The following is a 13,720-nucleotide window of genomic DNA, read 5'->3' on the forward strand; positions in this document are numbered from 1 at the left end:
TGTTGATATCGACTTCTTCCTCTACAGACTATCAATGATCTTTGGGTAAACACAGGGTTTTACGGGTGAGCCCTATTTTCTACAAATTATTTTCTCTTTTAGTTTGACCGCTCATTCGGCAAATCTCATTTACAATTTCGTCCTGTTTCATATTCATAATAGTTTTGTTTGACTATTTATGATAGAAGAGGGAGAAAAGTAACCATTCCTATCAGTCCAACATCACAAATGCAGCCCAATAATATGGATCAGGATGCTTCTTGCGGATGATTTCTTTGGTCTGTTCAAACGCTTTGCGCTTGTTCCAGTTATTAGCCTTATCAGTAAGCTGCCCATAGAAAGCAACCATAAATTCTGAAGTCACTTTATCATCTACATTCCACAGCGACATGATGATGGTACCAACACCAGCTTTTTTGAACGCACGCTGCAAACCAAACACCCCTTCTGCAGTTACTTTACCTTGTCCTGTCTTACATGCAGAAAGAACCAACAAATCAGTTCCTTTGAAATCAAGATTTGCAATATCTTTAGCAGTCAGCACTCCACCAAGCACACCATCTACATTCTTCTTACCTAACCAAGCTGCATTTCCTCCTGCAAATACCAACCCGGATAATGACATAGCATCGGTATAACCACTAAGAAAATCCTTGTCTTTCGCCTCATCTGGGGTATAATAGAAACCATGCGTAGCTATATGCACTATAGATGGAGACTTGCCATTTAAAGCCACAAAAGACTCAGCATTTCCCTTAGAACCTAAGTAAGCTTTAACACTAAACCCGTTGTCCATCAAAGTTTTTTCAATCTTCTTTACTTCATCTTTCGTATTGCGCAAGTCCTTAAATCCAGATTCACCATACTCTGAACGTACCAGCCCTGCCAAATCAGATTTTTCATACACCTTACTTTCTTCTTCCATCTTTTGTGGAGCTAAACTGTATTGCAGTCCTCCGTAAAGTGTAGCAGTTCTATTGATTTTGTTAGAATGGTGAGCATTCACAATTTCTCTTGCAGACGTCAGTCTTACAAAATCATAATGCTGCCCTAATGTCGTTCCATCAGAAAGAGGTAGAGCTTCCAATGCGATGCCGTGCATGACACCCGATGGAATATAATACACAGTACTTCCTTTGGCTATGTTTGCTTCAATAGGTTTCCATATCAAGTTTGCAGCCCCATCCTGCAATTGCTCAAAATCATAGAGTGTAAAGTTTTGCATACCATCCAGCATAGCACCCAGTTGCTGTTGGTCAAAACACTTCACCAAAAGAGGATGGCTTTTATCTTTATCATAAATATATGCTACATATTGGCGAACAGAATCTTCCGCTTGATAATCAGAGAAATCTATCACTACTTCATGATCAGCCAGACTATTCCTAACCTTTTCATAGTTTATGTCAAGGTATGTCTCATATTTGCTGTAACTCTGGCACTTGCGACTTAACCGTTGTTCCAACTCTCTTTGCTGTATCGTCAAACTGTCTATTTCAATCTTATTATATTCATAGTTGTTTTTCAATGCCAGAGTTCTATTGTTTACAGCCAACAGATTACGATAGCAGGCAATGTCGTCATCAGTTCCTTCCATTCGGATGACATCGACAACTGACTTCTCGGTTTCAAGCAGCAAGGACTTTGAGAACAACAAGGCATTATAACATGTTTCTATCAAATCATTGTTATTGATTCCGCATTTTATTGCAAATGCTGCCATTCCACTAAGATTATTCAGCGTTTCTATCCAGAACTGTTCTCTTTGCGAAGGAGTTGCGTATCGCCATAATTGTTTTAAGTTTCCAATTAAGTAATTCATAGAAACCCGGAACAGACGGTCTGCCTCTGTTATGTTTCCTCGAGCACCTTCAATGTTGGCCAAAGTGAATAGCGTCTGATAATATGTACCTGATGTCTCTCCATATTTATTCTTGCATGCTTTTACATATCTGCTATAGGTAGCAAAAGCATCATTATACCGTTTTTGTACGAAGTATACTTCTGCTTTGTTCAATAGACTTGTGAATTTTGAAGGAGAATCCTCTATCATTTTACCATCGAGAGAATTGTATGCTTTATTGAAATACTCTATCGCTTTCCCGTATTTCTTAAAATCGGCATAGCAACAGCCTTTTATATTATAAAAGTTGGCAATTACCTCCTTGTCTTGATATGAATGACCAACTCCACGCTCCATACTGTCCAAACAAGCAAAGGCTTCTGTGCTGTCATTGTTCAAGGCATAGAGTTTACATAAATTACTGTAATAAAGGTACTGTAGATCACAATTTCTACCATTCAATATTTTTGTCTGTTCTATATGATTCTTTGCAAATCTGATAGCATCTTTGTATTCCTTTTGTTGTTGCTTCAAGTTCATCATGTTGCTGTAATAATCAAGTTTTGCCTGTTCCCGGTCAGAGAAAGACAAATCTTGCATCACATTCCAACATTGCTGCAATTGAGTCTCTGCCATGGCAAACTCTTTTCGGGCAAAATATTCCTTTGCCCAATATATATGATATATGGTTTTCAGTTTGGCAGAATTGGACACATTATAAAGAGAGTCTAACTCTTTTTGATAATGGTTGTAGCCTACTATGTCGCCAGTAGTTCTATACAAAGAAATTAAATTAGCCACAATTTGGGCTTGAACAAAGTCATCTTTGTATTCTACAGCCTTTTGCAAAGCATCATTATAATGATTGTTTGCTTTTTCCCATTCGCCCAATGCCACGTTCAATGTTCCCATTGCTTCTTCGGCTTGAATCTGAAAAGCTATATCACCAACATCGCGGTATCCCTTTTGCGCTTTTTGCAAATGTTCGTAAGCAATGTCAAATTTGCCTGCGTAAATATCCAAAGAACTTTGTGCCATCCAATAATGTGGACTTCCGTATCTGTACGGATTTGTCTGCGCACATATACAACAGGTGGATATAAGCCATATAACAGCAACAGATATATAATGTTTATAGTTCTTCATACAACCTTTTTCTATCATTTCTACAATATCCGAGAATAGCAAGCTGCGGGACGATATCTTAGCTGTTACAAAAAGTTATTGCCAAATTTTTCCTCAAACTCTGTAACAACATTCTTAAAATGTGGAGTTAAGCGATTAAAAGCTTCTACATAGAGTTCTTCGGGTACTCCAAAATAAGCCTCAGCAATAGAGCCAGTAATACAGGCAATAGTATCACTGTCGCCACCTATACTTACAGCGTTGCGTATGCAATCTTCAAAGTTTTTTCCATCGAGGAATGCGACAATAGCCTGTGGCACTGTATCCTGACAAGTACCTCCCCATTTATACGTGTTACGAATTTCGTCACAAGTAAAGTTTAGGTTATAGCCAAAACGTGCTGATATTTCACTCCTTATTTCTTCCTTGCTTAGCCCTTTCCTGCCCATAAGCACGCAAAGTGCCGTAGCCTGTGCACCTTTAATTCCTTCTGGATGATTGTGGGTACACTCTGCCGAACATTTTGCATACACAAGAACATCTTCTATGGTATCAAAAGCCCATCCAACAGGTCCAACACGCATTGCACAACCGTTACCGCAACTTACATATGGTTCAAAATCTCCATTTTCAGATTGCCAAAGCCATTTCTGAAAACCGCTGCCATATCCACCCAATGGATGTGGATAGTTTGTCCCATATCTATAATAATACCTACCGCTATCACTCTTACTTGCACCTTCAAGAATCCACTTTGCAGTAGCTATCGACAAAATGCTGTCATCCGTATAGTCAGACCGGTCTGAAAACAAAGGGAATTCCTTCGTCTTTATATTGTGGAACTCATATATGCTTCCCACAATGTCTCCTATAATACTTCCTATCATAATTTTCACTTGTTTACGTTATCAAAGTCACAAGAAAATCTCATATCTCAATACCCTAATCCGTGACGGGCACAACTTTTAAGTTTGTTATTTTGTATGTTTATGGGATATAGAGTTGGAAAGTAACAATTTGCTATTAGATTATCAACGCTGATTCTTGTTATTGATGAATCTCATTAGTGTTCCATTAAAATCGGGACACTAATGATTCCACTTAGTTATTCGGAATAAAGAAATCCTCTGGCGAGAAGTCGTCTTTTGTCTGGTTTGCTCTTTTGGGTGTCCATGTTCTAACATGAATCTTCGGACTGCCTTCTTCTTGGAAATCCCAAAGCAGGAACACGTATCCATCGTCGGAGTATTGTCTGCCATTGTATTGCTGACTGCTCCATTTCTGGCGTAGTCTCACACCATAAATGTTAGGATTTGAACCATGACGCATAAGTTCTATGTCCGAAAAGTCAACATTTATGAATTCATTGCCTTTGAACAGATTCCTAAGATTATTGATATACTGCTGTTTGTTTTGTTTACTGTACACCACTTTCTCATTCACCTTTTGCGAGACACCGTCAATGTTGTTTTTGCCTAATGTTCTGATAACACGACCAGTAATGATAAGAGCATCATCGCTAAAGATTTCTTGCAGAGCATTGATGTTTTTCTCCACATAGTAGCTTCTGAAGTTCTCCACAAAGTTCAGAATCTCTCTTCTCATTCTAAGGTCAACGTTAGAGTTGCTACCATGCAGAAGAGCTACATACGAGTTGTTGTCGATGGCTGTTCTAACACCCGTGATTACACCTTTCTTATTGAAGCTGATAGTCAACTCCTTATGTATCTCGCCCTTGTAAGTATTGTCGATGGGTTTCATCTCCACAGGAATCTGTCTTATCTCATATCCAGTGAAGTCCTTTAGGCAAGACTGCACATTATTGTTCCACTCACAACGAAAATGAATGTTTGTCCAAAGGCTTTTCAAACCACTCGCAGCCATATCGTCAATGTCAACATTTGTTAGGTTCAACTGTCGATGGTTGGCTTCCGCCTTGTTTATCTCGCTCAGCAACGACGACACGTTTCTTTCGACATGCGACTTAAGCGATTCATTGTATATGCCGTCGCTGAACTGGAACGTCACCTGAGCAGACATCAACGATGAAACCAATACGACATAAAGTAAAAGAATATATCTTTTCATAAAGCTTTGATTATTTTATATGCAGATTATTTTACACGCACACATATAGGTGCACAGTTTTTAAAAGATTTCATGCCTTCAGAGTCAACAACCATTCCTGTCTTCACGTCCGTTCTTGCGCCATTTTTCACTGGTGATAGAACACCCACTATTTGTCGGTCAACGTTCATCATCACAAGATAACATTCGGTTTGATTGAGCATGGAATTGAATTTGCCCCACGAGTCAATAAGGTTGTTGTCCATAGCCATGTCAAGTAAGTACTGCAACTGGACGAAGGAGCTCACGTCACAAACCTTCTTGATTATGTCAGGCCAGTTAGCCGACCCCAAGACGGGAGTTGTATTTGTATTATTGTTGTTAGTATTTGTGTTCACGCTTGTGTTGGGATGGAAAGTCATAGCCTCTTTCTTCTCAACAATGGTTTTAGCCACATACACCAACACCATTATAGCATCGCCACGGTTTACGCTCTTTTGTTGCAAGTTAGCCATTATCTTGTCCTCGGCAACCTCCTCTATCTCCATTTCCTCACAGTAGTTGGCAATATTCTCCTTAAGATAACTGAACGCAATGTTCTTAGCTTCGTCAACACTTGCGGCAGTAGCCTCAGCAGTGAAATATTTGCCCGACAGTTTTATTTCGTTGATAGCCTCAACTGTATCTTGTGCAAAGCACGACAGAGCGCAAGCAACCAGTGCCACAACAAATGTGCATAATCGTCTTAATGTCATTTCGCTTTCTTTGTTTTAATGTCGTTATAGAGGTTCTTCACATTTGTCGTTGGAGTGTAGAGATATGCTTTGGAATTAATCACCAACTTGTTTGTGGCAATATCCTTCACATCACATTCCAGACTAAAGATATGGTCGTAGCCAGTCTCCTTATTATATATAAACATGGCTCCATAAAACTTGCCATCCTTCATCTCCTCGAAACTGAAATAAGGAATGCAACCCTGACTCTTTACAAACTCCATAAACTGTCTTACACTGACGGTAGCTGTCTCATTTTTCTTGTCGCTTGCTATCATCGTTATCGACATCTTGGCTTCGGGAATACTCTTGCAGTTAAGCAACATAGTGTTAGCAATAGTCTGCACAGGATACTTTGTGTCGATCACTGGCACATAGTCCTGCTTTCCGCTGAGCCTATAATATGTTGTGTTGGTTACGGTAGGCAGTATATAGTTCTTGCCAGGTAGAGTATACAGAGTATCCTCAAGATCTCTAATCGTTCTTAGGTCAGCCACGTCAATGTCGCATTCTGCAGGTTGCTGCTTAGGCTTATACGCTTTCAGGTCGCGCATAAAGTTATGCTCAAGTTCCTTGCGTGGCGCACTCAGCAATAGGTCGTATTTTATGGGTATAAGCATGTTGACAACTTCCGTCTTGCCTTCTTTCCATACTGCTTGATACGCCTTGTTGTCTATCTTGCCTATAGTGAACGAAGCCGAGTCGGTAATGGCGAGCAAATTGCTCCATCCACCCTTAACAAACTTGGCGTCCATATACTTCAGATTGTTTCTTGTCAGTTTAAATGTCTGGCACAACAGTCCGCTCTCTATAAACTCAAGCACGGCATTGTTGTCCTTCTGGCGGTAGGCATTGCGGAACAGACTTAATCCTATATGCTCCACCATACCATTGTCAGTCTTCCTGACAACAATCTTATATTTGTCCTTTTGGAAGACAGAATAGCCAACCTTAAGAGTGTCCAGACCGTCCAGCTTCAGTTCCGCAGCAACCCTTTTCAGTTCTTCCGTCTTGAACGACATGTTTTGTGCCATGCCTTCTGTTGCAATACACAACAGAAGGACAATGGCAGATAAAATGGTTCTCATATATGTTTAGTTTTTTTGTTCAAACGTTATACCACGCAGCAAAGCAGTCCAGACGTTGCCCACTTTTCCGCGCTTGGCAATCTCTTTTGCCATCTCGGCATCTTTCTTCACACCGCCAAGTCCCTGCTGATAGCATGAAGCAAGATTGTCGGCAGCCTCCTTAGAGAGATAACCGTTCAGCAAGGCATCATTATAATAGGCTATAGCCTTCGATATGTCCTTGTTGACAATCTTTCCAGTGAAATACAAGTTGCCAAGTTCACATTTTGCAGGTGCATATCCACCCTCAGATGCCTTTTCGTAGCATTCCACCACCTTGTTCTTGTCAGCCTTCACCGCATAACTTCCTTCAAAGTAGAGCTTTGCGAGCAGATAGTTGGCATAAGGGTCATCAGCTTTTGCTGCCTTCTCGTAATAAGCCATCATCTTCTTCTCGTTGGCTTTTTTCCACGACTTGTCGGCATAGCAGAATCCGAGCAATGTAGAAGCCACGGCAATGTTTTTCTTTTCGAGAATAGTAAGCTCCTTCACAGCCGTAGCATAATCGGGTGTCGTCGATTCCATAAACGTCATGGCATGTACAAACGAGTAGAAGTCGGTGTTCTTCCATCCGTTCTTTATCTCCACATTAGGTTCGTTGAGAAACTTTTGGAAGTTGGCTTTCATTCCCTTTGAGGCAGCATCGGCAAGCCATTGCAGTGCAATGACATAGTTCGGCTTCACGCCCTGTCCGTTCTTATACATTATTCCCACATTCCATACTGCCACAGGATTGTTCTTGGCAGCCGCAAGCTTATACAAGCCCATAGCCTTGGCATAGTCCTGCTGAATGCCGTCGCCCTTGTACAGCAAGTCGCCGAGCATCATCATCGCATTAGGCACATTCTTTTTAGCAGCCTTGTCGAGATATGTCGCAGCCTGAGCCTTATTCACCTTAGTGCCTTTGCCATTGCAGAGATAATCGCCACATTTATATTCCGACACAGCGTCGCCTTTGCTCGCCGCCTTTTGGTAGTAAGGTAAAGCCTCGGTATACATCTTAGCCTGGTCGTAGATGGTTGCCACTCTTACCGCAGCTTCAATCGAGTTGTTGGCTGCTGCCATCTTCAAGTATTTCAGTGCAAGCTCATTGTTCTTCTTCACAGTGTTTCCACATCCATTGTAGTAGATGTCGGCAAGCAGGTTTATGTCGAAAGCCGACTTGTTCTTTGCCACATTCTCTTCGCGTTGCTTCACCAATTCGGCGTTGCCAGCCTTTATAGACTCCTTATAGAGTTTCACAGCCATCACAGAATCCTGCTTAATGCCACGTCCCAATTGGTAGCAGAGTCCCATGTTAGCTATAGCCTTCACATGTTTCTGCTTGGCAGCCATACTAAACCATTTCAGAGCCACATCATAGTTCTGCTTCACTTTCTTGCCAGAGTAGTAGTAAGTGCCGAGAGTGTTTTGAGCCTCGCTGTTGCCTTTCTTGGCAGCATCGGTCAACTTCCTCACCTCTACAGAGTCAGCATTCACTGCCGCAGGCTTTGCCTGTCTGTTCGGGGTTGTTTTTTTCTGAGCTGTGGCATTATAGGCAGTAAATAAAGTCATTGCCACAGTCAGCATTATACATTTATATCTCATAGTTTTTGTTGGTCTTTTGATTTAACATGCCTTTATTATCCAAGGTCTACAACGTCGTCCATAGCATTGTCCACAACAGCATCCGTTGGGTTGTCGCTATCGTTCTGTGCCAAATAGCCATAGTCATCATTGTTTGTGCCAATGATGCTTTCGGTGTCGCTCACAGTAAGAGTAGAAGGCACCTCAGCCAACACATTGCCAGTATCGTCGGTAACAACATCATACGAGCCATTTCCGTTTACGTCCACCATATACAGGGTTTCGCCATTGTCACCTACAATCTGTGCAGCTGTCAACACCTCGCCGTCAACGGTCTCCACTGTTCCCACCGCTGCAATGTCCATGTTCGCCATGTCGATGTCGGTAGGGTCAACCATTATAACGTCGTCGGTCAGGTTCTGTGCCACGAGGTTAGGGTCAACATCAGGAATATCGTCTACGTTGACTTCTGTGTTCACCTCATTAGTAGAAGATTCATTAGCCGATGGTCCATTGGTTTGAGTCGGTTCTTCTACAGTGGCCTGTGGTTGTGGCTCTGTGGTAGATGCCGTTGCAGCAGGTTCTGCTGTTTGTGTTGTTGCACTTGCGGCATTGTCTTGTGCTGCGTTGTGAGTGTCTGTAGACTGTGTTGTTGCATTGTTGGCATTCGTCTCTCCTGCAATAGGGGCAGTAGGGTTGTCATCTATAGAATCCACAATATCTATGTCTTCCTCTCCTCTTATAATATCGGCAGTTACCATAACACCTGCACCAGCCATAGCTGCTCCAGCTAATGCTGCACCTTTCTTCAAGTTCTCTTTTGAGTTTTCGTTGATGTTCAAAGCCTGTGTCTCCATAATCAATGTTTTTATAGGGTTTATAATTCCGTTTTGTTTTTATTTCTGATGCAAAGATAGGACTTATTTATATCTCAGCCAAGTCTTTTTCTTCATGTTGCTTCAATGGCTAAGTTTCTTTGACGAAACCAAGGGTTTCTCTGACGAAGTCGAAAAATCGGCTTTTTATTGTTTCCCTTGGCTTCTCTATTGTGTAGGTTATGTTCTCTTTCTTGTCTGTGCCGTCATCGTCTATGTCATCTATCTCTACGATATAAGCCGTGTTGTTGTCGTGGCTGTTCCTGCATATAGTCGCCAACTCTTTTGTTCTCTCTTCAAGAGAAATGTCGGATGTCAGTATCTCAGCCAAGTCGTCGTTGTCGACCATGCCATATACTCCATCTGTACATAGCATAAACACGTCATGTGGCTTTATGTCGCGTATCAAGGTTATTGTCGGAGTCATATATCGGTCTTTGTCATCGGTAACGAACAAGCATTTTGTTATGACATTACCTTTAGGATGGTTTTTGACTTCCTCTGGCTTTATCTCTCCATTGTCGAGTAAATCGTTTACGAGCGAATGGTCTTTGGTCTGAAATACCACTCCTTCGCCCTTGCGTATTTGATAGATACGGCTGTCGCCAAGATGTGCCAAGAGCATTCCCTCATTGGTCTTTGCCATAAAAGCAAGTGTTGTAGCCATTGATGCACAAACTGCCCTGTTTTTGTATAATGTCTTGTATGCTTCGTTTGTAAGTCTTACAATGTCTGCTGCTTTTAAATTGCAACAGTCGTTATTAGCAAGATTTTGTTCGAACGATTGACAAACAAGACTGCTGGCTATCTCACCATGGTCTCTGCCACCAACACCATCGCATACAACAAAAAAAGATGTATGGGCTGTTAGCTCTGTTGGTGAAAGACAGTCTTGTTGAGACGGGCGGTTGCCAAGTTGAGAGAAAAAACAATGGTGTAGCATAGAAGAAATTTTAAAATGAAAAATGGAGTGGGGGTGTAATGGATGTTAATTTGACGGTTTTGAGGTATATGTGTTACTCTGTTAATACTAACCTAAAGCCAATGCCATTAGTAAGGTTCCAATTAGTAAGAAATTTACGGTTAGATGACCGACAGTCTTTAGTATAACTGTTCCAGTCTCCACCTCGGAGTTCAAGAGTATTCCATTGTTTTTTACCTATAGGGTCTTTTTGTGGCTTGTGTGGATATTTCCCCATTGGGAGTAAACACCACTCCCAAACATTGCCAGACATATCATATATACCTAATTCATTTGCTTGTTTTGTACCCACGGGATGCATGGTGTTATTACTGTTAGCTCGATACCATGCTACATCAGAGAGGTTGTTACTTCCACTATATTGATAGCCTCGACTTTTGCTTCCACCTCTAGCTGCATATTCCCATTCTGCGACTGTTGGTAGACGGAAATTCTTGCCTGTAATCTGATTCAATTTGCTTATAAATTTCTGACAATCAATCCAACGGACATCGTCTTTAGGATATTGGTCGCCCATATAAAACCCAGGTATAGGTTCTTCTTCCATTATAGCATACCATTGGGCTTGAGTTACCTCATACTTACCGATATAAAAATCTTTAGTTATTGTAACTTTATGTGCAGGCTTTTCATCGTCTGTTGGAGATTCCATTTCAGCAGTAGCTCCCATAGTGAACGTTCCTGCCTCTACCTTTACCATTTCTATATTTATGCCATCTTTTACGTTTATAGATACAGTTTTTACTGGTGGTTGGGCAAATTGTTGGTTAGACGATAGTAGGGCTATCAACCTCTCGTCTATTTTTTTATTGCCCAAAAGCGTAAGCACATACGTGCGGTTGCTCTCCAATTTATCCACTCCGTAGTCTTCAAATGTAACCATAAGCGGAAGATAGTCTTTGGTTGTGATTTTTAATTGCCGTGATCTCTGTGGCATATACACCCAAGTCTCATTCGTGTACTTAACAACAGGCTTGACTATATTTCCACCGAAATCAATAATGTCGCCAACAAACAGTACTTTGACAACGGCACAGTTGCAGTTGTTTGTATCCTTGCGTGGCTGAGTTTGAGCAGTCAAGTCACTTGAAGCTATCTTGAACGATTTTACTGTCAGCTCTTGGGCAAATGTGGATGGTATTGCCATAAAGAGCATTAATATGAATAATAGTTTCTTTTGCATAATTCTATATCATACATTAATCTTATTTTGAATGGGCAAGTCGAAGTCCAAGATTTTTAAATTTATTTTGTGGAGCCGTTCCGTTTCTATACGAACAACGGCAATACGTTTCACCATTGTCATAGCCTCCACCACGAAAAACTTTATTGTAAGCCTTTATTGGTCCAGTTGGATAATATGCCGTTTTTTTGTCGTATGATCCATACCAATCTTGACACCACTCCCATACATTACCCGACATATCATAAAGTCCCAATTCGTTAGGTTTCATCATTCCAACCGTATGAGTCTTATCCATACTATTGCGGAAACACCACGATAAATATTCCAAGTAGTTTCCTCCACTATATTTATAATGCATGCTGTTACTTCCTCCACGAGCAGCATATTCCCATTCCGCTTCAGTGGGAAGTCTGTATTTTTTACCCGTAAGTTCATTTAACTTCATTATAAACTTTAGACAATCATCCCAGCTTACATTTTCTACTGGTAGATTTTTACCTTTAAAATGTGAAGGATTATCACCCATCACTGCCTCCCAGAGTTCTTGAGTTACCTCATATTTGCATAGATTAAAACAGTTCAATACAACTGGATGAGCAGGTTTTTCATCTGAATTAGCTTCTCCTTTTTGTTCTTTTGTTGCTCCCATAGTGAATTCCACTGCCTCAATATACACCATATCATCATTGAGTTTTTCTAATAATTTCGCAACTCTGTCATTATCTGTTGTTTCATTTATATCCTCAATATGTTGGTTATTGTTTTCTGAAATACCATTGTCTACTATAGATTCTTTTAGTAAAGATATCTGAATAGTACTTGGAGAAGATGCTTTCAGTTTTACAGTCCCTTCCTCCGACTCATATCCATCACAAGCAACAATATATGAATGTTGACCAACCGTCAATGTTGTTTCTGCAATACCATTCGTTCCTTTAACAAATTTATTGTCAACAAGAACGGAAGCCGAAGTTGGTGAATATTTTATTCTCAACTTCTGGGTTTGTCGTTCAGTAATAGTATTTGGCTTTTTCAATGTCAAGACATACGTTGCTCCACTCTCCACCTTACCAATACCATAATCGTAAAAGTTAACCATAAGAGGAGTGTAGTTCTTATGTAGAACTTGCAGCATGGAAACACCTTTTGGCATATAAACCCAATATTCACCAATCTTTTGAACTGGTTTCCCCATAATACCACCATCAAACTTCACACCATCAAGAGCTATACCTACTTTTATTAGTGCACAGTTACAGTCATTAAGGTCCTTGCGTGGCTGAGTATGGGCTGTAAGGTCGCTTGGGGCAAGCTTGAAGGACTCGACTGTGAGCTTCTGCGCAAAGACTGATGATATTGCTGCAAAGAGCAAGACGAAAGATAGAAGTATTTTATGCATGAAATTTATATTTGTTTGAGGGCTTAGGATATCAATAAAAAGAGTGGAAACTCGAAATAATAAATAGTTACTCGGAGAGGACCAGGCGGAACCCAAGGAAGCTGCGACGGTAGCCAGACGTGATTCTTAAACGGAATGACGAGCGACAGTACCTGGCAGTGTAGCTCCAGCTACCCCCACGGTACACGCGGTCAGACCCACTATTAGCACCTGTAGGATTTACCTGTGAAAAACTATCATATCGTCCATACCTATCCTGACACCACTCCCACACATTACCAGTCATATCATATATGCCTAATTCATTTGCTTGCTTTGAACCTACATCATTAGTCATATTACCGCTGTTGTCGCTGTACCATGCTACATCTGAGATATTATTACTACCGCTATACTGATAACCTCTGCTCTTCTTTCCACCACGGGCAGCATATTCCCATTCGGCTTCAGTGGGGAGACGGAACGTCTTGCCTGTTATTCTATTCAGCTTGTTGATGAATTCCTGACAGTCGTCCCAACTAACTTTCTCTACTGGCAAGTTGTCACCCTTAAAGTTAGAAGGATTATTACCCATTACGGCTTTCCACAAAGCCTGTGTAACCTCGTATTTACCTATGTAATAATCGTTGGTCAGAGTCACTTGATGAGTAGGTTTTTCCCAATCATACGGATCCTCCATCTCTGATGTCGCTCCCATAGTGAACGTTCCTGCCTCAACACGAACCATATCAATGCTTATGCCTTTCTTTACGGGAATGGTTATTGTATTGTCTG

General features: G+C 41.0%; 11 protein-coding genes. All 11 read right to left on the reverse strand.

The features are described from left to right. Window positions 1-211: 211 nt before the first annotated feature. Window positions 212-2,989 carry a CHAT domain-containing protein gene (locus I6E38_RS12410; RefSeq protein ID WP_235394287.1) on the reverse strand — a complete coding sequence of 926 codons (2,778 nt, stop codon included), beginning with the start codon at window positions 2,987-2,989 and terminating at the stop codon, window positions 212-214. Between the two features lie 65 nt (window positions 2,990-3,054). Next, window positions 3,055-3,855 carry an ADP-ribosylglycohydrolase family protein gene (locus I6E38_RS12415; RefSeq protein ID WP_235394288.1) on the reverse strand — a complete coding sequence of 267 codons (801 nt, stop codon included), beginning with the start codon at window positions 3,853-3,855 and terminating at the stop codon, window positions 3,055-3,057. A gap of 214 nt (window positions 3,856-4,069) precedes the next feature. Further along, a complete protein-coding gene (locus tag I6E38_RS12420; protein WP_235394289.1) occupies window positions 4,070-5,056 on the reverse strand; it encodes a nuclear transport factor 2 family protein in 987 nt (328 codons plus the stop codon). A 26-nt stretch (window positions 5,057-5,082) separates the two neighbouring features. Continuing rightward, a complete protein-coding gene (locus tag I6E38_RS12425; protein WP_235394290.1) occupies window positions 5,083-5,790 on the reverse strand; it encodes a hypothetical protein in 708 nt (235 codons plus the stop codon). Then, window positions 5,787-6,899, reverse strand: coding sequence for a hypothetical protein (locus tag I6E38_RS12430; RefSeq protein ID WP_235394291.1), 1,113 nt, complete (start codon window positions 6,897-6,899; stop codon window positions 5,787-5,789). Before I6E38_RS12430 ends, I6E38_RS12425 begins: the two co-directional genes overlap by 4 nt. Window positions 6,900-6,905: 6 nt before the next feature. Further along, window positions 6,906-8,525 carry an SEL1-like repeat protein gene (locus tag I6E38_RS12435; RefSeq protein WP_235394292.1) on the reverse strand — a complete coding sequence of 540 codons (1,620 nt, stop codon included), beginning with the start codon at window positions 8,523-8,525 and terminating at the stop codon, window positions 6,906-6,908. A gap of 35 nt (window positions 8,526-8,560) precedes the next feature. Then, a complete protein-coding gene (locus I6E38_RS12440) occupies window positions 8,561-9,361 on the reverse strand; it encodes a hypothetical protein (RefSeq protein WP_235394293.1) in 801 nt (266 codons plus the stop codon). 109 nt (window positions 9,362-9,470) lie between these two features. Continuing rightward, the gene (locus I6E38_RS12445; protein WP_235394294.1) at window positions 9,471-10,322 is read right to left on the reverse strand and encodes a PP2C family protein-serine/threonine phosphatase; all 852 of its coding nucleotides are present in this window, start codon (window positions 10,320-10,322) and stop codon (window positions 9,471-9,473) included. Between the two features lie 73 nt (window positions 10,323-10,395). Further along, complete coding sequence (locus I6E38_RS12450) at window positions 10,396-11,544, reverse strand: formylglycine-generating enzyme family protein (protein ID WP_235394295.1); 1,149 nt, start codon at window positions 11,542-11,544, stop codon at window positions 10,396-10,398. Between the two features lie 22 nt (window positions 11,545-11,566). Then, window positions 11,567-12,946, reverse strand: coding sequence for a formylglycine-generating enzyme family protein (locus tag I6E38_RS12455; protein ID WP_235394296.1), 1,380 nt, complete (start codon window positions 12,944-12,946; stop codon window positions 11,567-11,569). Window positions 12,947-13,013: 67 nt separating this feature from the next. Next, on the reverse strand, window positions 13,014-13,720 hold a 707-nt coding region (locus I6E38_RS12460; protein WP_235394297.1), incomplete at its 5' end, for a formylglycine-generating enzyme family protein.

The sequence above is a fragment of the Leyella stercorea genome, assembly GCF_021531355.1.
Classification (GTDB): Bacteria; Bacteroidota; Bacteroidia; order Bacteroidales; family Bacteroidaceae; genus Prevotella.

Coding starts and splice junctions, on each gene's coding strand:
- I6E38_RS12410 (WP_235394287.1), bottom strand. CDS start 2,989: ATGAAGAACTATAAACATTATATATCTGTTGCTGTTATATGGCTTATA.
- I6E38_RS12415 (WP_235394288.1), bottom strand. CDS start 3,855: ATGATAGGAAGTATTATAGGAGACATTGTGGGAAGCATATATGAGTTC.
- I6E38_RS12420 (WP_235394289.1), bottom strand. CDS start 5,056: ATGAAAAGATATATTCTTTTACTTTATGTCGTATTGGTTTCATCGTTG.
- I6E38_RS12425 (WP_235394290.1), bottom strand. CDS start 5,790: ATGACATTAAGACGATTATGCACATTTGTTGTGGCACTGGTTGCTTGC.
- I6E38_RS12430 (WP_235394291.1), bottom strand. CDS start 6,899: ATGAGAACCATTTTATCTGCCATTGTCCTTCTGTTGTGTATTGCAACA.
- I6E38_RS12435 (WP_235394292.1), bottom strand. CDS start 8,525: ATGAGATATAAATGTATAATGCTGACTGTGGCAATGACTTTATTTACT.
- I6E38_RS12440 (WP_235394293.1), bottom strand. CDS start 9,361: ATGGAGACACAGGCTTTGAACATCAACGAAAACTCAAAAGAGAACTTG.
- I6E38_RS12445 (WP_235394294.1), bottom strand. CDS start 10,322: ATGCTACACCATTGTTTTTTCTCTCAACTTGGCAACCGCCCGTCTCAA.
- I6E38_RS12450 (WP_235394295.1), bottom strand. CDS start 11,544: ATGCAAAAGAAACTATTATTCATATTAATGCTCTTTATGGCAATACCA.
- I6E38_RS12455 (WP_235394296.1), bottom strand. CDS start 12,946: ATGCATAAAATACTTCTATCTTTCGTCTTGCTCTTTGCAGCAATATCA.